General features: G+C 48.5%; 23 protein-coding genes. 15 read left to right on the top strand and 8 right to left on the bottom strand.

Annotation, left to right across the window (positions count from 1 at the left end):
* Positions 1–21 precede the first annotated feature (21 nt).
* Complete coding sequence (locus H141_RS0104325) at positions 22–2,499, bottom strand: tetratricopeptide repeat protein (protein WP_169337164.1); 2,478 nt, start codon at positions 2,497–2,499, stop codon at positions 22–24.
* A gap of 83 nt (positions 2,500–2,582) precedes the next feature.
* On the opposite strand from H141_RS0104325, the gene H141_RS0104320 reads away from it, so the two are divergent.
* Together H141_RS0104320 and H141_RS0104315 are read left to right on the top strand one after the other, a co-directional pair.
* Entirely contained in the window at positions 2,583–3,140 is a 558-nt protein-coding gene (locus tag H141_RS0104320; RefSeq protein WP_019675017.1) for an ECF-type sigma factor, read from the top strand.
* A gap of 157 nt (positions 3,141–3,297) precedes the next feature.
* Positions 3,298–4,179, top strand: coding sequence for a universal stress protein (locus H141_RS0104315; RefSeq protein WP_019675016.1), 882 nt, complete (start codon positions 3,298–3,300; stop codon positions 4,177–4,179).
* Positions 4,180–4,319: 140 nt separating this feature from the next.
* Here the strand turns inward: H141_RS0104315 and H141_RS0104305 are convergent, their stop codons facing one another.
* Positions 4,320–5,003 (bottom strand): substrate-binding periplasmic protein, encoded by a 684-nt coding sequence (locus H141_RS0104305; RefSeq protein WP_019675014.1) that lies wholly within the window; start codon positions 5,001–5,003, stop codon positions 4,320–4,322.
* Positions 5,004–5,248: 245 nt separating this feature from the next.
* Between H141_RS0104305 and H141_RS0104300 the strand changes: the two genes are divergently transcribed.
* The 4 genes from H141_RS0104300 (at position 5,249) to H141_RS0104285 (ending at position 7,943) form a co-directional block, all read left to right on the top strand.
* The gene (locus tag H141_RS0104300) at positions 5,249–5,620 is read left to right on the top strand and encodes a VOC family protein (RefSeq protein ID WP_019675013.1); all 372 of its coding nucleotides are present in this window, start codon (positions 5,249–5,251) and stop codon (positions 5,618–5,620) included.
* A gap of 13 nt (positions 5,621–5,633) precedes the next feature.
* The gene (locus H141_RS0104295; RefSeq protein WP_019675012.1) at positions 5,634–6,341 is read left to right on the top strand and encodes a cupin domain-containing protein; all 708 of its coding nucleotides are present in this window, start codon (positions 5,634–5,636) and stop codon (positions 6,339–6,341) included.
* A complete protein-coding gene (locus H141_RS0104290; protein WP_019675011.1) occupies positions 6,338–6,592 on the top strand; it encodes a TIGR03643 family protein in 255 nt (84 codons plus the stop codon). Before H141_RS0104295 ends, H141_RS0104290 begins: the two co-directional genes overlap by 4 nt.
* Positions 6,593–6,770: 178 nt before the next feature.
* A complete protein-coding gene (locus tag H141_RS0104285; RefSeq protein WP_019675010.1) occupies positions 6,771–7,943 on the top strand; it encodes a GGDEF domain-containing protein in 1,173 nt (390 codons plus the stop codon).
* 4 nt (positions 7,944–7,947) lie between these two features.
* Here H141_RS0104285 and H141_RS0104280 read toward each other — a convergent pair whose 3' ends face one another.
* On the bottom strand, positions 7,948–8,859 hold the full coding sequence (locus H141_RS0104280) for a substrate-binding periplasmic protein (RefSeq protein ID WP_019675009.1): 912 nt from the start codon (positions 8,857–8,859) through the stop codon (positions 7,948–7,950).
* Between the two features lie 199 nt (positions 8,860–9,058).
* Between H141_RS0104280 and ctlX the strand changes: the two genes are divergently transcribed.
* Positions 9,059–9,970: a citrulline utilization hydrolase CtlX gene (ctlX, locus tag H141_RS0104275; protein WP_019675008.1), complete on the top strand. Its 912-nt coding sequence runs from the start codon at positions 9,059–9,061 to the stop codon at positions 9,968–9,970.
* On the opposite strand, the gene glsB is transcribed toward ctlX, so the two are convergent.
* Complete coding sequence (gene glsB, locus H141_RS0104270; RefSeq protein WP_019675007.1) at positions 9,967–10,905, bottom strand: glutaminase B; 939 nt, start codon at positions 10,903–10,905, stop codon at positions 9,967–9,969. The two genes, ctlX and glsB, sit on opposite strands and share 4 nt — an antisense overlap.
* Positions 10,906–11,133: 228 nt before the next feature.
* Between glsB and H141_RS0104260 the strand changes: the two genes are divergently transcribed.
* Entirely contained in the window at positions 11,134–12,027 is an 894-nt protein-coding gene (locus H141_RS0104260; protein WP_019675005.1) for a hypothetical protein, read from the top strand.
* 89 nt (positions 12,028–12,116) lie between these two features.
* Entirely contained in the window at positions 12,117–12,623 is a 507-nt protein-coding gene (locus H141_RS0104255) for a YgjP-like metallopeptidase domain-containing protein (protein WP_019675004.1), read from the top strand.
* Here the strand turns inward: H141_RS0104255 and H141_RS20885 are convergent.
* Positions 12,620–13,801: a nuclease-related domain-containing protein gene (locus tag H141_RS20885; RefSeq protein ID WP_083923027.1), complete on the bottom strand. Its 1,182-nt coding sequence runs from the start codon at positions 13,799–13,801 to the stop codon at positions 12,620–12,622. The two genes, H141_RS0104255 and H141_RS20885, sit on opposite strands and share 4 nt — an antisense overlap.
* 316 nt (positions 13,802–14,117) lie before the next feature.
* Between H141_RS20885 and H141_RS0104245 the strand changes: the two genes are divergently transcribed.
* From H141_RS0104245 to H141_RS0104225, 5 genes are all read left to right on the top strand, one after another.
* The gene (locus H141_RS0104245; protein WP_019675002.1) at positions 14,118–14,846 is read left to right on the top strand and encodes a PepSY-associated TM helix domain-containing protein; all 729 of its coding nucleotides are present in this window, start codon (positions 14,118–14,120) and stop codon (positions 14,844–14,846) included.
* 19 nt (positions 14,847–14,865) lie between these two features.
* Complete coding sequence (locus H141_RS0104240; protein ID WP_019675001.1) at positions 14,866–15,111, top strand: Rho-binding antiterminator; 246 nt, start codon at positions 14,866–14,868, stop codon at positions 15,109–15,111.
* A 186-nt stretch (positions 15,112–15,297) separates the two neighbouring features.
* A complete protein-coding gene (locus H141_RS0104235) occupies positions 15,298–16,173 on the top strand; it encodes a hypothetical protein (protein ID WP_019675000.1) in 876 nt (291 codons plus the stop codon).
* Positions 16,173–16,703, top strand: a complete 531-nt coding sequence (locus tag H141_RS0104230; protein WP_019674999.1) for a hypothetical protein — start codon at positions 16,173–16,175, stop codon at positions 16,701–16,703. Before H141_RS0104235 ends, H141_RS0104230 begins: the two co-directional genes overlap by 1 nt.
* A gap of 24 nt (positions 16,704–16,727) precedes the next feature.
* Positions 16,728–17,192, top strand: a complete 465-nt coding sequence (locus tag H141_RS0104225; RefSeq protein WP_019674998.1) for a hypothetical protein — start codon at positions 16,728–16,730, stop codon at positions 17,190–17,192.
* Between the two features lie 61 nt (positions 17,193–17,253).
* Here the strand turns inward: H141_RS0104225 and H141_RS0104220 are convergent, their stop codons facing one another.
* The 3 genes from H141_RS0104220 to H141_RS0104205 all read right to left on the bottom strand — a co-directional run bounded on the left by H141_RS0104220 (position 17,254) and on the right by H141_RS0104205 (position 18,244).
* Entirely contained in the window at positions 17,254–17,547 is a 294-nt protein-coding gene (locus H141_RS0104220; RefSeq protein ID WP_019674997.1) for a CcdB family protein, read from the bottom strand.
* Positions 17,547–17,777, bottom strand: a complete 231-nt coding sequence (locus H141_RS0104215) for a type II toxin-antitoxin system CcdA family antitoxin (RefSeq protein WP_019674996.1) — start codon at positions 17,775–17,777, stop codon at positions 17,547–17,549. Before H141_RS0104215 ends, H141_RS0104220 begins: the two co-directional genes overlap by 1 nt.
* A gap of 134 nt (positions 17,778–17,911) precedes the next feature.
* The gene (locus H141_RS0104205; RefSeq protein ID WP_019674994.1) at positions 17,912–18,244 is read right to left on the bottom strand and encodes a hypothetical protein; all 333 of its coding nucleotides are present in this window, start codon (positions 18,242–18,244) and stop codon (positions 17,912–17,914) included.
* A 353-nt stretch (positions 18,245–18,597) separates the two neighbouring features.
* On the opposite strand from H141_RS0104205, the gene H141_RS0104200 reads away from it, so the two are divergent.
* Positions 18,598–18,785 (top strand): transposase domain-containing protein (locus tag H141_RS0104200; RefSeq protein ID WP_019674993.1); only part of this gene is annotated, 188 nt, incomplete at its 3' end.

The following is an 18,785-nucleotide window of genomic DNA, read 5'->3' as shown; positions in this document are numbered from 1 at the left end:
CGGAATATTTACACATTAAGCTCAGGGCACAACACCCTTTTGCTGTAACGCCTTGGTAGCATACTGCAAATTGGCACTGGTTTTCTGAGGGTGCAGTGCAGCAACGGCATCAGCCTGATACAGAGCCTGAGCGGCTAGCTCTGGTTGGTTTTGGACTAAATAGGCCCGGGCCATGCCGGCCCAGGTATCTATTACATCAGGATGTTGGGCAGCTTCCCCGCCGTGCAAGCTAACAATTTGCTGGTATAACTGCAGCGCTGCCCCGGTCTTGTGCTGAGCCAGATAAGTATCTGCCAGGATTTGCGCCGTTATCAGGGTAGCGGGGTGTGCTTCACCCAACTGCTGCTTTTTTTTATTATAGGCATCCAGCACTAACTGCTCTGCTTCAGTAAATTGCTGTTGTTGGCGCAATAAGCGGGCAAGTTTCATCTGACTTTGCAGGGTTTCAATATTGTCACTGCCCAGCACCTCAGTGCGATTGGCCAATACCTGCCGGAACAAGCTTTCTGCCTGCGGATAGCGGCCTAAACCACGATAGGTGTCAGCCAGATTATGTTGCGAGCGCAAGGTATCAGGATGCAGCGGTCCCAATACCTGCTCGGCTAGCGCAATATGTTGCAAAATAAGCGGTTCGGCTTTTTCATACTGTCCGCTCCCTTCATATAGCGAACCCAAAGTACTCATGCACTGCAGTGTTGCAGGATGCCTGGAACCATGAAGCTGTTGCGCTTTAGCCAAACACTGCAAGTAATATTGCTCAGCCTGACTATATTGCCCCAACCAATGGTAAATGATACCCAGCTGTACCAGTGAATGCACAATATCAGGGTGTTGCTCGCCCAGCAGCCGTAACCTGTCCTGGTGCAATCGCAGCCACATCTGCTCAGCTTTTATTAAATCGCCGCTAGTATGATAAGCACTGGCTAAGCTACTTAATGAACCCAAAGTAAGCTTATGCTCTTTGCCAAACAACTGTTCTGCCAGTTGCAGACTCTGGTAACGTAATTCCAGAACCTGAGCTGTTTTATATTGATCCTGATAAATATCAGCCAAAGTCATTAATATCTGCCAATACAATTCGGTGTTGGTAAAGTGATGTTTTATTGCTAATTGTTGGGCCTGTTCCATATGTTGCTGTGCGGCAGGTAACAAACCAAGCGAGTGGTAGGTGCGGCCAATAATCCGGTGAATTGCCGCTGCAACTTCAGGTTGCTGGCTAAGCGCATGACCATTTTGTGCTGCCAACTGATTACTGGCTTCATCCAGCACATCCCGCACCTTAGGTTCAGCGCCCTGCGCTTCGTTAGGATCAGCTTTTCCCAGCATGTTGGTAACAAAGTCGGTAATTGCTAACGCTTTATCCCGCTGCAGCCGGGCGATATCCCGTTCTTGCTTTACCTGCTGCGCCTGTTGCCAGAATGCAGCGCTAAAAGCTGTAATACCACACAAAATCACCGCCGCCAGGATACTACTGGCGGTATTGCGCCGGACAAACGTCTGGCAGCGGTACCACCAGCTGTCGGGCCGGGCCAGGATCGGACGCTTACCCAAAAAGCGCTTTATGTCATCGGCGAACGCCGTGACCGATTGATAACGGTTGGCTGGCTCTTGCTGCAGCGCACGCTGAATAATCCATTGCAGGTCGCTGTTGGTGCTTTTCCCAACCAGCAACTGCAATACCAATCCCAAAGCGTACACGTCGCTGAGGGTAGAAAGTGCTTTACCCTGCTTTTGCTCCGGGCTGGCATAATTTAGGGTTAAACCAAGCTGCTCGCCCCCCGTTGTTACTGCCGGGCTGGTGGCGCGGTTTAGCAGTTGGGCGATACCAAAATCGAGCAATTTAGGCTCGCCTTGCTGGTTAATTAAAATATTGGAGGGTTTAAGATCACAATGCACCACCATTTTCTGATGAGCAAAAGCCACTGCGGCCATCACTTTAACAAACAACTGCAGCCGGCCGGTTAGCGATAACAGGCGCGCCGCGCAATACTGGTCAATTGGCTTACCTTTAACATACTCCATGACCAGATAAGGCATGCCGTCACTGGTAGTACCGCCATCCAGCAGCCGGGAAATGGCCGCATGCTCCAGATCCGCCAGAATTTGCCGCTCAGTTTTAAAGGCATGCAACAGCACCGGATTAACCAGGGTAGTACCGATAACCTTAATCGCTACCTGTTTTTCAAATTGCTTATCTGCCCGCTCTGCCAGATACACGGTACCCATACCACCCCGGCCGAGCTGACTTACTAACTTATACTGGCCAAGCTCAGTACCGGTTAAATCTTGCTGGCTTGCCAGCAGATTGGCAGCTGCGGCAGCGAAAATTTCCTGTAGCTGCAAGGTCTGGCCGTCAGTGGCCAGTAACTGCTGCAAAGTATTGTAAAGTTCAGTATCGCCATTACTTTGTTGTTTAATAAAGCTATTGCGCTCAGCAGGAGCTAATTCTGTCGCCTGATAGTAAAGTTGCTCTACCTTAAGCCACAATTGCTTATCCATTAAAGCTTTGCCCCGCATTTTCTAAACTAGTTAAATTGTGTCTATACTGATAGTCCTTTAACAGCCTAGTTGAAAATAGCCTTATGTCTACCGTTAAGGAACACACTGATGTCACAGCCCTGCTTGGCCAATGGCGCGATGGCGACCTGCAGGCCGAAAAACAGCTGAGCGTGCTGGTGCAGGATAAGTTACATCAGCTGGCAGCAAAATATATGCGGCAAGAACGGCCTAACCATACTTTGCAGGCAACCGCACTGGTGAATGAAGCCTTTATCGGCCTGATGCAGGCTGAAGTAGATTATCAGGACAGGTTACATTTTTTCAGGCTGGCTGGCAGTATTATGCGCCGCATTCTGGTAGACCATGCCCGGGCACGCAATGCTGCCAAAAGGGGCGATGGCTTACTCCAAATTACCCTGGCAGACGATGTGCTTGGGGTCGATGACAGCAGCAGTATTATTGGGCTACACAATGCAATGACGGCGCTGGCTGAGTTTGACCAGCAAAAAGCTGATATTCTTGATCTACAGTTCTTCGCCGGTTTAAGCCCGGCACAAATTGGTGATTTATATGGTGTTTCAGGCAAAACCATAGAGCGCAGCGCCAAGCTGGCAAGAGCCTGGCTGGCCCAGGCTATCTAGGGCTTATTACCCGGTTTTCCTCTCCTTTTTAATTTTTTTTTCATGTTGTTGTCTTTTTATCCCAGCAAATCCGCTTACTACTATAACAGCCCAGTTAAGCGGTATGGCTGACGAGTTGTCATTGTGACAAAAACGTACAGATAAACCGGATAACGCTATGAAACAGGTATTTAAACATTTACTGATTGTGTTGCAGCACCAGGCCGATGAGCAGCAGGTATTAACCAGAGCCATAAGTTTAGCAAAGCAGCACCACAGCAAGCTGACATTGTTTTGCTCATGGTATAAAGATCGGCAACAGCCAGGCATTGCTGAACAGGCGGAGCAATACCGGCAACAGCTGTTACAGCAAATTGGCCAGGCGGACATAGCAGTAACTGGTGCCCATATCACTATTGACTGGCAGCAACCGGCACAGTGCGCCATTGCTCAGCTGCTGCAGCAGCACGATATCAGCCTGATTATTAAACAGCAGCAACCTAAACGCAGTATCTTGTCCTGGTTGGTACCCGATGTAGAGCATTACCTGATCAGCAGCTGTAATCTGCCGGTCTGGCTGGTAAAGCAGGGTACAGCCACCAGCGAGCTCAGTATTCTAGCCTGCCTTGATGTGGACGGCAGCGAACTGCAACAGCATAAATTAAACGACGCCATTCTGTCGATTGGTGAGCAATTAGTGCAACAGGACAGCAAGCAGCTGCATGTGCTGAACTGTTACCAGGCAGACGATTACAGTATGAGCCTGCCCTACGACAGCAATCATGGCTTTGCCCCGCTACCTGATATCCAGCAACAACACAGTGATAAACTGTCACCTTACCTGGCAGAGCATCAGTTAAGAGCAGAGACCGTGCATCTGAGCGAAGGCCTGCCCGACGATGAAATTCCCAAAGCTGTGCAGAATTACCAGTGTCAGCTGGCCATTATTGGCAACAGCCACCCAGATAACTTCAGTTCGGTGTTGTTTGGTGATACCGCCCACTACTTAAGCCGGCATACCCCTTGCGATGTGTTGGTTGTCAAGCCACAGCACAATTAGTCGTCATTACTTTTACAGTAGCAAGGGGTTTTATATCTGCAAATTTACCAGGCCAGGCATATAAATAAGCCTGGCCATAGCCAGCTTAACTTCAGCAGCATGCAGGCTTTTGAGAATGATATTCTTGTTATACAAAGACCTTACGGCCTGAATTGGCTTATTTGTTTTGCAGCGGCAAAGTCAGCTAACTTAGTACCGATATACGTTTTGTATGGTGATTGATCAGATATCACGTAAAAAGTACCAATGCTTTCAAGTAGCTTGCGTTGGTATGGCTGCATGCCTGTTGAGGGTTGTTGTTTCAGGTAATAGTTAAACGGTGCTTCATAAGTAAGTAACGCATCGGTACGCCCCCTGACAAACATTTTTATCGCATCAATACTATCCGGCATATCAATAAACTGATAGCCAAGATCAGATAAGATCTGTCGTTGCCCCAGATAATCGAAACCGCGAATCGCCGCAATAGTAGTTGGCTTTGTCGACGTTGGTATTTTAGTTTGGCCGATATAGCTCAGTAAAACCAAAGATAACGTCACATAAGGCGGTTCCACAAAGCTGATATTATCTGGTAGAGCTTTAGTTTGTTTAATATTAATAGTTAAATCTACTTCACCACTGCTTAACATTTTATACAGTCTGGCCGGTGTCGCGCAGATAGCGCGGACTTCTACTCCATCAGTTTGCAAAATTTCACGGGTGAGCTCTACCGCTTCACCACCGCAATTATCATTATCTTTCATCACAAAGTACGGCGGGAAATTATGCACCCCCAGACGTATTTCTGTGCTTGCGTTAGCTGCAAAGCTCAAAAAAAACATCATGATTAACAATCTTCGCATAATCAGCCTTAATTACCTTTAGTCAACAACACAAACTTATTGTAACGATAATCGACTATACCACCATCTGATAGCACCAATTCAGCTAGTAACAAAGTATATCAACAGTAAGACGAAGATTTCCGCGCAGCAACCTAAAGAAAACACCAATTACTCTGCTCCAGTTGTTTGCTTACTGCGTATTAAGCCCCCATAGTGAGTTAGTATTAAACAACCGGAGTATTAGCATGATCAGTTATGTGACGTTAGGTGTTAACGATTTAACCGCCGCCAAGGCCTTTTATAGCCAGCTGTTAGGCGATCTTGGCAGCAAATCGCTGCTTGATATGGGACGCATTGCCTTTTTCGGTAAAAATCTGGCGCAGCCAATGCTGGCAGTGTGTGAACCGTTTAACGGTCAGCCAGCCAACCCGGGCAATGGTAATATGGTGTCTTTTCAGCCTGGCTCTAAAGAAAAAGTTGATGCGCTCTACCACAAAGCCATTGCGCTTGGCGCCAGCTGTGATGGCGCACCGGGCCAGCGTATCGAAAATACTTTTTATGGCGCTTACGTGAAAGATGATGATGGTAATAAATTGTGTTTTTGCCACTTTGGTTAAGGCATAACCGGCAATGCAATTAAACAGTAATTTCAGTCAACGGGCAGTAATCCTGCCCGCTGACTACAAATTTGTTGCTTCACCGCTGGCAGGTGTCAGCCGAATGATGCTGGACCGCGCCGGCGCTGAAGTGGCCCGGGCTACCAGTATTGTCCGCTACGACGCAGGCAGTGGCTATAGCAGCCACACTCACGATGGCGGTGAGGAAATTCTGGTGCTGGACGGTGTATTCAGCGATGAACATGGCGATTACCCGGCAGGTAGTTATTTGCGTAATCCGCCCGGTAGCTCGCATCAGCCTTTCTCGGAAAACGGTTGTACCTTACTGGTTAAGCTCTGGCAATTTGCGGCAACTGACACTCAACAGCTGGCAATCAATACCGATCAGCAACAATGGCGCCCCGGGCTGGTGCCAGGCTTGTCGGTACTGCCACTACATGAACACGATGGTGTAAGTACGGCATTGGTACGCTGGGCACCGGATACCCAATTTAACCGGCACATTCATGTCGGCGGTGAGGAAATTCTGGTACTTGAAGGCTTGTTCTGCGACGAATATGGCCAATATCCTGCTGGTAGCTGGATACGCAGCCCGCGCTACAGCCAACATACTCCTTTTACGCAAGCTGAAGGGGCTTTAATTTACGTTAAAGTTGGCCATTTAGGCGCAGGCTTACTGGGCGATAAATTTATCCAAAGTGAACAGGAAACAACGCCATGAGCCACCACTTCAGCGCGGCAGATTTATCGCGCATTATTGAGATGGCCTGGGAAGATCGCACGCCATTTGAGGCAATTGAGCAGCTGTATGGCCTGAACGAAGCTGCGGTGATTAGCCTGATGCGCCGCGAGCTGAAACCCGGCTCGTTCCGGTTATGGCGGGCCAGGGTCAGCGGCCGCAATACCAAACATCTCAAGTTGCGCAGCCCGGATATCAGCCGGGCGTATTGTCCCAGCCAATATAAGCGCTAAGCCAACTCAACTGCACGGCGCTCAACAGCACAGTATTATCCTGCCAACAGGCTCAGTACTCTTTGTTTACGTTTTCTTATTTCAGATCAACATGTTTCTTTATTAGTCATTTTTTATGTTCGTTTTTAGAAACAAATGTGCTACTGTCCGGCTGAACCTACAACCGGAACATAAGTAAATGGATCTACTTACTTTAACCATCGTTAACCAGTTTATCGCTGGTACTGCCTCTGCCTTGTTACTGCTGTTATTTCTGGCAGATACCAGGCAACAGTATCTGTTGTACTGGACGGTTGCAGCCTGCTGTATGTTTGTCAGTTCCACCTTAGCCACCCTGTTTCATCTTGGCCAGCCATTACCATACTGGCTAGCGCCGGCATTAAGTAACAATCTTACACTGGGTATTCATCTGGCACTCCTGGCCGGGCTATATCGGTATTTTCAGCACCATGTCAGGTTATATTGGTTCTTTGCTGCTGCGCTGGTAATGTTTTGCCTGCATTTCACTGACTTCGCCCAGCAGGCAACAGTTAACCGCTTGTTATTAAACTTCCCGGTGATGATCTGGATTAATGTGCTGAGCCTGCGGTTGTTATTCGGCCAACGCGATCCTGCCCTGAGCAGCGTTTACCTGGCATTTAAACTGGCATTTATTTTTAATATCATGCAGTTGAGTCTGCGATTTATGCTGGTATTGTCTGAGCAAACAGAGTTATCGCTGATTAGCGGCAGTACCCTGCTGCACAGCCTCGGCTTTTTCGGCCTGACCACCTTTGCGATTTTAGTCTTCGGCAGCGGCATTTTATTGGTTTACCGGCGACAACAGCTGGCTTTGCAATCAAGTTCAGAACGCGATCCGTTAACCGGTGTGCTGAACCGCAGCTCAATGGAACAAAAAATTACAACTGAACTGGACCGCTGCCAACGCCAGGGCAGTTATTGCAGCCTGGTGATATTTGATATAGACCACTTTAAACAGGTAAATGATCAATACGGCCATCTGGCAGGAGACGCCGCACTGCGCCATATTGCCGCTGTAACCAGCGCCCAGTTACGCAGCTACGATTTGCTGTTCCGCTATGGCGGAGAGGAGTTTGTAGTATGTTTGCCCGACACCGATAGCAATGTGGCTAATCAAATTGCCAGCCGTATCCGTAAAGCAATTGAAGGTACAGTGCTGGCTAATTATCCCCAGCTTAACCTGACTATCAGTGCCGGTTTAGCGAGCAGTAACCCCACCGTAAACTGGCAGCAGCTGCTCACGCGGGCCGATCAGGCGCTTTATCAGGCCAAGCACAATGGCCGCAATCAGATCCGCCAGTATAGCTCGCTGGAGCCACAAACAATATAAGCCGTTACTGCTGTGCCAATCGCGCTTGCTCTAACATCGTAGCTAACTCCGGACCAAGGTGCTGTTGTAAAATCTGCTGGTAGCGCCCGCTATTGCGATAGCCCGGGCCGGCGTTGAAAAATTCAGTCAGCAGCTCTGCCCAGTCGTTGCTGTGCGGCATAATAATCCCAAAAGTTTCAGCGCTATCATTGGCCACAGGGTGATGTCGTAACGGCATACCTTGTTGCCGGGCGCGCCAGAAATTATAGACATCAACATAGCTGTACCAGGCACCCGATGCCACCAGTTCCAGTAATTGTTGATTAGACCCTACCCGGCCAAGTTCCGCCTGCGGCTGATACCGGTCCCGCAACGCGGTTACCCGGACTTCGTGCAGGGTGCCGCTAAACGCCAATGGCTGGATCCCGCCAAATGTGCTGGCCAGTTGCGCCAGACTGGCCAGCTCTGCCACATCGGCGTGGCTGATTAGCACCGCAACATTATTTAAATAGGGAGGGGAGAACTGCAGCTCCTGCGTTCGGGCTTCAGTAATAGTGACATTACCCAGGCCAAACACGCCGCCGTCTGCCGCGACAACCCGCTGATAAAAACGGGTCCAGTCGGTTTCAGCCTCAAAGTTCAGGGTAACAGCCAGTTGCCGGGTGCTGTTAAGCCAGCCGGCAAAGTCGCGCATTATTTCCACCGTAACGCCGGTCAGCTGGTTCTGGCTATCAGTGTACGCAAAACCCTCAGCTGCAACATAAAGCACAGTGAGTTCAGCCATGCCCTGCGCTTTGGCCTGTTGCAGGCTGGTGCCCTTCGCGACAGCCTGAGTATAGCTGTTGTCATTTTGCGCTGCCGGGCTGCAACCAGCCAGCAGTCCGGCCAGCAGTAAAGTTAAGCCAGTAACGAAGGTAACCATTCCACGCTTGAACATAAGTATCCCGGGTAAATTTTGCGATAAGGCTGTTGTTTTATCATAGTTCCGGCAAACGGTCACGGTGCACTATACAGTCAGGGGCGCCCCGGCTATAGTGTGCGCCGCAGCCAGTGGCCACTTTGCCAAAAGTGCTGCACGGATTAAAAAATCGATATCCCTCTGGACTACAAGAACAACCTTAAGCTAAGAAAAGCCGATGAAAGCAAACCTGAATACCCCGCACGATATTATTATGATCCGGCCGCATCAGTTTGTGTCTAACCCACAAACTATGTCAGACAATGCCTTTCAGGTAGTGGCTTGCAGCAAGCAGATCAGCCAGCAAGCCTACCTTGAAGTAACGCATGCCGCTGAGCAGCTTACCGCTGCCGGCATTACTGTTCATTTATTTGAAGATGAAGGCAACAGCACGCCTGACTCAGTGTTTCCCAATAACTGGTTCAGTACCCATACCAGTGGCCAGCTAATCAGCTATCCGATGTATGTACCTAACCGCCGGCTGGAAGTACGCCGGGATATTATCGATTTTGTACAACAGCACTATCAGGTAACGGCATATCGTGATTTATCGCCGTTGGCTGAGCAGGGCCAGTTTCTGGAAGGCACTGGCTCGATGGTATTGGATCAGCAGGCGGCTATTGCCTATGCAGTGGCATCGAACCGCACCGATAAAAACCTGTTTAATGCTTTATGCCAGGAACTTGGCTATCAGCCGGTATTGTTTGAAGCGATGGATGCCAATGGCCAGCCGGTGTACCACACTAATGTATTAATGTGTCTGGCAGAACACTTTGTGCTGATTGGCCTGGATATGGTTCCGGCAGCACAGCGGCCGTGGCTACTGGACAGCTTTGCCCGCCAGCATAAAACGGTAATAGCACTGAGTAATCAGCAAATTAGCCGGTTTTGTGGTAATGCCATTGAGCTGCAAGGCAGCAAGGGTAAGGTGCTGGCATTATCCAGCACCGCATTTCAGGCATTAACCCCGGCGCAAATTGCGATTATCCGCCAGAGCGCTGAGCTGTTGCCGATAGACGTCAGTACTATTGAATCAGCCGGGGGTTCATTGCGCTGCATGATTGCCGGGATTCATCTGCCAAAACGCTAGTAAACCGATAACCCCAGCTGCCCTGCCAGCTGGGTAATCATATGCATACCACGGCAGGAGTTACCAAAATCATTTAATTTCGGGCTCCAGGCAGTAATAACGCCGTAATTAGGCACTATTGCTGCAATGCCACCACCTACCCCGCTTTTAGCAGGCAACCCCACAGTAAAGGCAAACTCGCCTGATTGATCATACATGCCACTGGTCGACAGGATAGCGTTAACCCGGTGCGCATCGCGTCTGCTGCAAATGCTCTGCTCAGTTACCGGATGCACACCGCGGTTGGCTAAAAACAATAAACTGAGAGCCAGCTGTTTACAGCTCATTTCAATAGAGCACTGATAAAAGTAGTGGTCCAGTACATCGGGTACTTCGGCTTCAATATTGCCAAAACTTTTCATCAGGTAAGCCAGCGCTGCATTGCGGTTACCGTGCTCTTTTTCCGAATGGTATACCGCGTTATCTACCCAGATTTGTTCAGTCATTGCCAGACGGCGGATAAATGTAAGGGCTGCTGCCTTGCTGGCCGAATAATGACTGACCAGCATATCAGCTACCACCAGCGCGCCGGCATTAATAAAGGGGTTGCGCGGAATGCCGTGCTCCCATTCCAACTGGACAATAGAGTTAAAAGGCTGGCCCGAGGGCTCCATATGTACCCGCTGCCATAGCGCATCACCTTTGCGGTTCATCGCCTGCACCAAACCAAATATTTTCGACACGCTTTGAATGGAAAAGCGGGTATCAGCATCACCTGCGCTGTGCACCTGGCCATCAATGGTCGCGACAGCAAGGCCAATCTGATCGGGCGCTACCGCCGCCAGTGCCGGAATGTAATCAGCCACCTTGCCAGCGTCAGGTAATTGCCGCGCCTCATCCAGCAAACTTTGTAATAACAAAGATAAATTAGAGGGTTGTTTAGGAGTGCCTTCCATAATGCTCTCATTGGCTATGCAAAGCCAGATTGTCTCAGCTACGCAGCACTTTGCCAACCTTCGCAGGTTTTAAGTCAACATTTCAGGCAAAAAACAACAATAGCCGCTGCAACAACGACTTAAAAGAGTGGTTGAAAATAGCTCAAATTAAAACCCGCTTTAGGTTGATCTTTGTACAGCGGCTGCCTATTGTGGGTGCGTAGTAGACGTAAAATAGATGAGGTAATAATGAAGTATACCCTCTACTGTACCCTGTTGTTATCAATAGCAGCTGTGCTGTTTTCCCCGTTCAGCAACGCCCGGCCGGGCAAGTGGTGTCAATCTGCAGATGCAGGTTCAACCTGTGATGGCTATGTGTCGTACTTTGAAAACGGCGAAGTTTATAGCTATGGCGTTGTTAACGATTCGTTTTACATCGCTACCGGCCACTGGCGCCGGCATGGCGACCAGTTGTGCCAGAATCTGACCTATAAAACTTTTGATATCGTTACCGAGTTACCTTACACCCCTGACGATCAGAATATCTGTAATAAAGTACTTGAGCAGAACGATAGCCAGGTAACGGTGCAAACCGAAGATGGTGGGGTGAAACAGTTCTACCGGGTGAGTAACAAGCCCGACCACAGTATGTCGCCAGCCCCCGGTAAGCTGGCTGAAAATGCCGGCAAAGTGAAGCCTGGTTTGCTGGCGCTGCATGTACCGCCCGGTAAATTCGGGCTTTATCCGTTACCGCTGGAAAAGGCGCCGGCCAGTGTCAGTTTTAATATGTCGCTTACCCCACTGGCTTTAGAGGATAAAAATGTAACCGCTTATGCTCATGTCCAAATTGGCGACCCGGATAACGATTACCTGCGGGTATCATTGTTGCAGCCAAAAACCGCGGAGAAAGCACTGCTGCTGATTGAATATATCATGCCGGGTTATAAACCCTTTCGTAAAGCGCTGGCCAGTGACATTACGCCCGGCGAAACGGCTTTAATCCATTTATCATGGCAACCAGACGGTACCACTACCGTGGGTTATAAAGACCAAACCGTGCAGTACCAATTACCATTAGAGCAATGGCAAAGTTATTTTATGGCATCCAATACCAAAGCAACCTTTCAGCGGTTGCCAGAGTGAGGGGATGTCAGCGTAAGCTGCTGTTCTGTCTGGCAGTAAGATCAGCTATTATGCATCGCCCGAAACCTGGTAATCACTGAGCGGTATCAATGCAAGACCTGGTCTACCTTCGTAATTACTCTGCTAGCCTGCAGCAGCAGGTGCGCCAGCTGCTGGCCGACGGCAAATTAGAGCCTGCCTTACAACAACGCTACCCCGAGCAAAGCCATCCGGTGCAAACTGATAAAGCCCTGTATGAGTTAACTATGGCGTTAAAACGGCAGTGGCTGAAAAGCAGTGAGCCGCTAAGCAAGGTGGTGTTTGACCCGAAAATTCATGTTATCAATAATGCCCTGGGTACCCATACTCAAATCAGCCGGGTGCAGGGCGGTAAACTGAAAAGTAAAAATGAGATAAGAGTGGCCGCTTTATTAAGGCAATTACCACTACCGTTATTACAAATGGTAGTGGTACATGAACTGGCACACTTGCGGGAAAAAGACCATAACAAAGCTTTTTATAAACTCTGCCTGCATATGGAGCCAGCCTATCATCAGCTGGAGCTGGATTTACGCTTGTATCTTACCTTGCTTGAACATACCGCCAACAAGCCTTAATTAGCAGTACTGGCCTGGCGTAATAAGGCAGCAAAACGGTTTAGTTGATCATCATCAAAACAGGGTTCTTCAAATTTTTTCAGGTACGCTGGCGCAGTATCAACATAGGTTACATTTGCCGGCATGTCAGTTTTAAACTGGGCTACCCGGCTGAACGCCACCACTGAATGCACATGCTGCGCTAAATCTGTACCCTGCAGCTGCAGGTGGTGTTTTATCGCCTCAACATGTTTAAAGTTCTGATGCAGCGGGTTCATAAATTGCTTTTTGCTGCCAAAGTAATGCCGCATCCAGTTAGCTTCTGCCACATTGCCGAAAATACTGCCACGATAACCCTTCACCATAATCACAAAAATCCCAAAAGGGCTTAATACCAGGTGATCGACGATCACCAGCTCTTCTTTCGCGGTCAGCAATTTTAGTTTACGGAAATGGCGATAGCCACGGGCCAGGCGCCAGCGTAGCAGCCGGTTTAATTTGTACTCAGCAAACACTCCTTTAAAACCTGGCAGGTTCAGACCAAGCCAGTTGGTCAGCAGAAACACTGTCAGTAAAAAGGCAAAGATATTGGCGATAATCAGCGGCAGGTTGTTTAGTATCCGGGCCAGCAGATTATCAAACTGCCACCAGTCACCTGACAGGGCGGCTTCATCTGCCGGAACAACAATGGGAACAGGTAGCATCGTTACCGGTAAATCGCTCTCAGCAACTACCGGCGTTGCCTCTTCAGCCGGCTTGTCCTTTGCAGGTTCAGCCTGCAGCAGTTCCTCTGCTACTGCTGCCGGAGTAGCTAATGCTTCTGCTACCTGGCTGGGGTCGACCACTGTAGTTTCAGGCACGGCAGTCTCTGTTACTGCCGCTTCAGGCTGTTTCACTTCAGGGACTACAGGCTTGACCACTACAGCTTCAGGTTGGCGGGGCGCTGGTTTAACGGGCGGAGTATCACGCCGTGCTTCTGTTACTGGCTGAACAGTTCTGGTCGGTTTCAGGCATTTTCTATCATATTCGCTTTTTGCATTGCGATAATTGCTGCTTTGCGGGATGTGACTAAAACGCTGTACCTGTTGGTCCAGCAAAATGCAGGCCCCCTCTGAATACTGTTGCAGGCCAGGTGCCGGAACAGCAATCAATAACAGCAGCGGTAAAAAAAATCGCATCCAGCGCATAAAGTGTCTCATAATAATTGTTAACTGATGCTAGCAAGGGAATCATCATGCAGCAATAGCTGTTTTCCCGGGTCGGGGTTTACTGTAACTAAATTATATCATTGGTAATCAGGGCGTGTTGACGTTTGCTGGCTTGTCAGTTTGTTTGCTAACAACCCAAATACACGAAAGGTTCTATTCGATGTTGTGTTCCAGTTCAATATGAAAACGTAGCTTAAGTTGGAATTGTTACAATTGGATCTGACCCCTAACGTTTCTAATATACTGCTTTACAGTTAAGGTAGTTATCTGTTTTGATAAATTATCAGCTAATTCAGAATAATAAAAAATGTTTAAATTTATTCGCAGCCTGCATAACTGGCTTGGCCTTATTCTGGTTGTCCAGATCACCCTATGGTTTGTAAGTGGCCTGGTAATGGCCATTCTGCCAATAGAGCAGGTGCGGGGGGATCATTTACGCCAGGTTGTCAGCACTAACTGGCAGCAAGCTACCATAAGCCCACAACAGGTGTTACATCAACATACCCCACAAGCCAGCCTTAGCCTGAGCCAACGGCTGAGCTGGCAGAATGACCAGCTAACTGCAACGCCGGTTTATCTGGTTAATGATACCGCAGGGGTGTATCGCTACAGCGCCCTTAATGGAGAACTTGTGGCAGAACTGGCTGAACAAGACATCCGCTTGCTGGCCTTAGCGCAGTATCAGGGCGACGGCGAGCTACAAGCGGCCCAACTGCTGCAGCAACTGCCACAGGAAGTAAGGCACCTGCCCGCGCCTCTATGGCAGATACAGTTTGCCGATAGCGATAACAGCCGCTTTTATCTCGACCCGGCCACCGGCGCTGTGCTGCGGGTACGCACAGATAACTGGCGCTGGTTCGACTTTTTCTGGATGCTGCATATTATGGATTATCAGGACCGCAGTAACTTTAATAACCCATTGCTTATCATATTTTCAGGCAGTGCCCTGCTCTTTACCCTGAGCGGCATAGTGTTGTTATGGCGGCGATTCAAGCCACGCAAATATAAAAAGGCAGCGTTAACAATCAACAACTAAACAACCCGCTGGAGTAACGATGCTTCATTGTGATTTGCATGATTATATTGAGATTGTCTGCCTTTACCGCTACCCGCTCTGTCTGACACTGGTCTCGGGCGAAGAACTTTATGGTACCGCGCTGGACTCCCGCTATAACAGCGCGCGCCAGGAATGTCTGGTGCTGGAACAGGCAGGTGCAGAGCAGTGGGTAGTGCTGGACGATATTGCGCTGCTGCAGGTAACAGTGCCAAACCCACATTTGCAGCAGGTGCGGTTTAGATAGCCGCCGGTTGGCAGATGATGACCACCCAAAATTTTATTGAGCATTGAGTGCGCTAAAAAAACGCGCACCTCACCCCTCGGATACAAAATAATTAACATAAAAAGTTAAATGTAAATTTAATTTGAACGATAAGGATGTGGCGTTTAGAATCCTTTAGATAATTTATGGCTATCATAAGGAATCTTTATGCTGACAGATCAACAAAAACACTGTATGCAACGGGTGATTCAAGAAAACCAACACGAGGTCTGTGTTATTTCACCTGAAATGATGGATGAAATTGTAAATAGTCAGGCAGCTCGAGGTAACGCTGAGCCAAAATCCCTCTGGGAGCAAGTAAAAGGTAGTATAGAGTTCGGCGCTAACTACCTCGCCTTAGGTGGAGATATGACTAAACTGGCGCAGCTGGGTTATGCTCTGGGTGGCTTGGGGCAGGCATATGTAAAATCATATAATGGCAAGTCTTATATCATTCTCAAAGGTCATGCTGGATTACGTAGAATACTTACCGGCACTCGATATCTGGCAAATAATACTCAGGTAATGGCCCTGGGTTTAGGTAAACATGCAGCACAAGCTGCTGTCAGATCAGGTGGAATTCTTACCGTTGTTTTGGTTGGGGCTTACCGAATCGCCGATTTCTTTTTGCGCGATGAGGCTACATTAACTCAGCTGATTGGCTACTTAGCCGTTGATGTTGTAAAAGTAGCGATTACCGCCGGTGTAGCATGGGGCGCAATTGCTGTGGGTGCCGCCATAGGTATTGCGGTTGGCCCTATAGCTGCTGTGGTGCTGGTAGGTTTAGCATTAACTCCAGCCCTTAACTATTTAGATGAACATTTTGGTATATCGGATAAAGTTGTCAGAGGATTAGAAGAGCTTTCTGAAAGATCACAGAATTACGCTCAACAGTTGCGCCGAGATTTACAGAACAGAGCATCACAAACTGCTTCACGTGCAGCAAAACCAGTGCTTGACTACATTGTTGATTCTGCACGAAGAATTATTATTGATGCCGCTAAACATCAATTAGATCGCTTTTTATCGCCAAGGTTGTATTAATGCAAAAAGATGAGAACGAACTGGCGCCATGGCAACTTGCCATGGGTTTGGGGGTGTTTGCGCTGCTAACTACCTTTGGCTTTGGCTACTTTGGTTACTACCTTCTGGTATTAATAAGTGGTCTGCTTAATGATGCCGCAGCAGTAACTATAAACAAAGGCGCTTTTTACTGTTTCGGCGCAGCATTAATTGGCAGCATGTTGTTGTATTTTGGCGGGCGAAAATTGCAGGGCAAAACTGTAACTGCAAGGCAAAATAGGCGGGCGAGTCTGGTGTTTTTTATCGGGCTGGGCCTGGCGGTAATTTTGCCGCAACTTATTCACTTCCCTTCGGCCAGTTACCTGCAAGGGCAGGGATACAGCGAATGTGAGCTGCAATCACGCCAGTGGTTACACGATAAGGTAATGGTTTATACCAGTACCCCAGAGCACTGCATTGAACTGGCGCGCGCCGACTGTGCGGAGTCTCCCGACCGACAAAAATGTCGGTTATTGCCACAGTTTAATACCAATAAACCTGTATCTGGTTAGCAGGTATAATTAAAGCCATTACAAATGACTATTAACAAACCAAAAGCCGTTTCATACGGCATTGGCATTGCCACAGTATCTTTAACGATGCTGTTAACCACCACCACACATGCCAACCAGACTAAGCTGAATCTCAGTTGCCACCTTATCCCGCTAGATTATCCAGGTTTTAGCCTGGACGACCTTCGGGATAAGGCCATTTCGCTAACTGCTGATGATGCTACTGCCAAGCCATTATTTGATGTGCATGGCCATACTTTTATTGTTGGTGTTCACCGCACTGACATTACCGATGAGCCTTATATATTAGATTTTTACCTTGAAATAAAACAGCCAGCCCCAGCACCACCGGTCCGAGCTTTTAGCGCGTCTTATTTCAACCCCGGCCACGGTAAACATCACGCCAGGCTGGAGCTGTTGCATTATGGCAACAAAGCAGAGCCCTATCCGTCAGGGCAGCTGGTTTTTGAATGCTGGCAGTATGAGTAACTTCGGTGGTTTTTAGCCCGGCAGCAGATTTACTGCGTTTGCACAGCAAACCTGGTAATTATCAGAAACCGTCAATCAGTAGATCCAGGCCAGCTTTAATTTGTTGCCGATACTGCTGCAAAGTTACATCAGTAGTTTTTAAACGCTTCTTGGAACCCGTTGCTATATCAAGCAAATCGATAAAGTGAGCTTGCTCGTTAATCCGCACCGGAAGGTGAAAAGCGGTCAGCAAAGCCTGTTTATTTTGCGGCTTAATTACTGCAACCAACAACGCATCAATCTCATGAAATAGGGTGTTAGTAAGCACTACCACCAGCTGCTGATCGATACGGGCAACGCCAAATTGCTGCAGCACTAAATCTGCCCCAAACGCTCAGCAAAGGTGCCATGCTCTGCAATTTGTTGGTTATAAGTTGCGATGGCATCGGCATTCTGTGCCCGCCATAAATCAGCTTTCGCCTGACTCACTGCATTACGCAATGCCTGTTCCAGGACAACAGAGGGGCTGATCTTCAGCGCTTTAGCCTCAGCCAGTAAACTGGCATCAACTGAGGTGTTACAAGCCGCTTTGGTATTCTGGCTCATGGTAAGCTCCAACCAGGTTAACTCGATTTACATTGCACAGAAGTATAGCGCAAACTTCTTGCGCATCAAAACTGCGCATAACATCCAGTTCGGCCACAGGAATGGCGTAACTACCTTCAGTCGGTAGATAACGATTAAGCATCAAACTGCTGCATATGCAGCTTACCCAGTACTTTTCTGCTATCCGCCGCCATATTTAACCGTGCAGCAAACTGGCGTAGTTGCTCATCGCTAAAACAAGCCTGGGTAAATTGCTGCAGGTAGTCGCCAATCAGCTCAATAAAAATCACATTTGCCGACATTCTGGTTTTAAACTCGGCACGCAGGCTAAAAGCCACTACTGAATGCACTTGCTCATTGCTGCTGGCAGTGGTTAGCTCCAGTAACAACTGGATCTGACCCTTAAGGTTAAAATACTGGCTTAAGTTTTTGCGGGCTGCAGATACCGAAACCGCCTTTTCTGCCAAAAGTCAGTAAGTAGATAGCACGACAGATTGCAAGGCGAGCAGAAACAATGTTTTGCCTTTAATAATTCGCGATATGGGCGCAAGTATGCGCCCCTACCCAAGTGCGTTATACAACCAAACTCCGGTGAAAATCCAAACCCCATGTAGGGGCGCATATTTGCACCCTGGTCTAACGCGGACTTCGCAAAATAGCGTTTTTAATCGTCCTAGCTTTGCTCTAAATAACATTAGACGCACAAAAAACAAAGGCCGCAGTTGCGTAATGCCGATCAGATAAGAGTTTTTCAGATCGGTTGACCGATCCAAGGGCTGGTATATAAAGGCTTACAGAATAAACCCTGTAGGCCTTTTTTATGCACATTAGCCAAGCTCTTGAGACCGTTTTAGTAAACAGCCATACCATTAGTTTCGACAGTCTGTCGGATGTTCTAGACCCTGCACTTATTGAGACAGGACTTGGTATTGCAGGCGTATCAACCATCCGGACCCGTCGGCTGCCTATGGAGCAAATGGTATGGGCCGTATTGGGAATGGCTCTGTT

This window comes from Arsukibacterium perlucidum DSM 18276, assembly GCF_000382165.1.
GTDB lineage: Bacteria > Pseudomonadota > Gammaproteobacteria > Enterobacterales > Alteromonadaceae > Alishewanella > Alishewanella perlucidum.
This window is presented reverse-complemented; position numbering and strand designations above follow the sequence as displayed.

Coding starts and splice junctions, on each gene's coding strand:
- H141_RS0104215 (WP_019674996.1), bottom strand. CDS start 17,777: ATGAGCCAGAATACCAAAGCGGCTTGTAACACCTCAGTTGATGCCAGT.
- H141_RS0104255 (WP_019675004.1), top strand. CDS start 12,117: ATGCAAGACCTGGTCTACCTTCGTAATTACTCTGCTAGCCTGCAGCAG.
- H141_RS0104260 (WP_019675005.1), top strand. CDS start 11,134: ATGAAGTATACCCTCTACTGTACCCTGTTGTTATCAATAGCAGCTGTG.
- H141_RS20885 (WP_083923027.1), bottom strand. CDS start 13,801: ATGAGACACTTTATGCGCTGGATGCGATTTTTTTTACCGCTGCTGTTA.
- H141_RS0104245 (WP_019675002.1), top strand. CDS start 14,118: ATGTTTAAATTTATTCGCAGCCTGCATAACTGGCTTGGCCTTATTCTG.
- H141_RS0104225 (WP_019674998.1), top strand. CDS start 16,728: ATGACTATTAACAAACCAAAAGCCGTTTCATACGGCATTGGCATTGCC.
- H141_RS0104300 (WP_019675013.1), top strand. CDS start 5,249: ATGATCAGTTATGTGACGTTAGGTGTTAACGATTTAACCGCCGCCAAG.
- H141_RS0104280 (WP_019675009.1), bottom strand. CDS start 8,859: ATGTTCAAGCGTGGAATGGTTACCTTCGTTACTGGCTTAACTTTACTG.
- H141_RS0104235 (WP_019675000.1), top strand. CDS start 15,298: ATGCTGACAGATCAACAAAAACACTGTATGCAACGGGTGATTCAAGAA.
- glsB (WP_019675007.1), bottom strand. CDS start 10,905: ATGGAAGGCACTCCTAAACAACCCTCTAATTTATCTTTGTTATTACAA.
- ctlX (WP_019675008.1), top strand. CDS start 9,059: ATGAAAGCAAACCTGAATACCCCGCACGATATTATTATGATCCGGCCG.
- H141_RS0104285 (WP_019675010.1), top strand. CDS start 6,771: ATGGATCTACTTACTTTAACCATCGTTAACCAGTTTATCGCTGGTACT.
- H141_RS0104325 (WP_169337164.1), bottom strand. CDS start 2,499: ATGGATAAGCAATTGTGGCTTAAGGTAGAGCAACTTTACTATCAGGCG.
- H141_RS0104320 (WP_019675017.1), top strand. CDS start 2,583: ATGTCTACCGTTAAGGAACACACTGATGTCACAGCCCTGCTTGGCCAA.
- H141_RS0104305 (WP_019675014.1), bottom strand. CDS start 5,003: ATGATGTTTTTTTTGAGCTTTGCAGCTAACGCAAGCACAGAAATACGT.
- H141_RS0104240 (WP_019675001.1), top strand. CDS start 14,866: ATGCTTCATTGTGATTTGCATGATTATATTGAGATTGTCTGCCTTTAC.
- H141_RS0104230 (WP_019674999.1), top strand. CDS start 16,173: ATGCAAAAAGATGAGAACGAACTGGCGCCATGGCAACTTGCCATGGGT.
- H141_RS0104315 (WP_019675016.1), top strand. CDS start 3,298: ATGAAACAGGTATTTAAACATTTACTGATTGTGTTGCAGCACCAGGCC.
- H141_RS0104295 (WP_019675012.1), top strand. CDS start 5,634: ATGCAATTAAACAGTAATTTCAGTCAACGGGCAGTAATCCTGCCCGCT.
- H141_RS0104290 (WP_019675011.1), top strand. CDS start 6,338: ATGAGCCACCACTTCAGCGCGGCAGATTTATCGCGCATTATTGAGATG.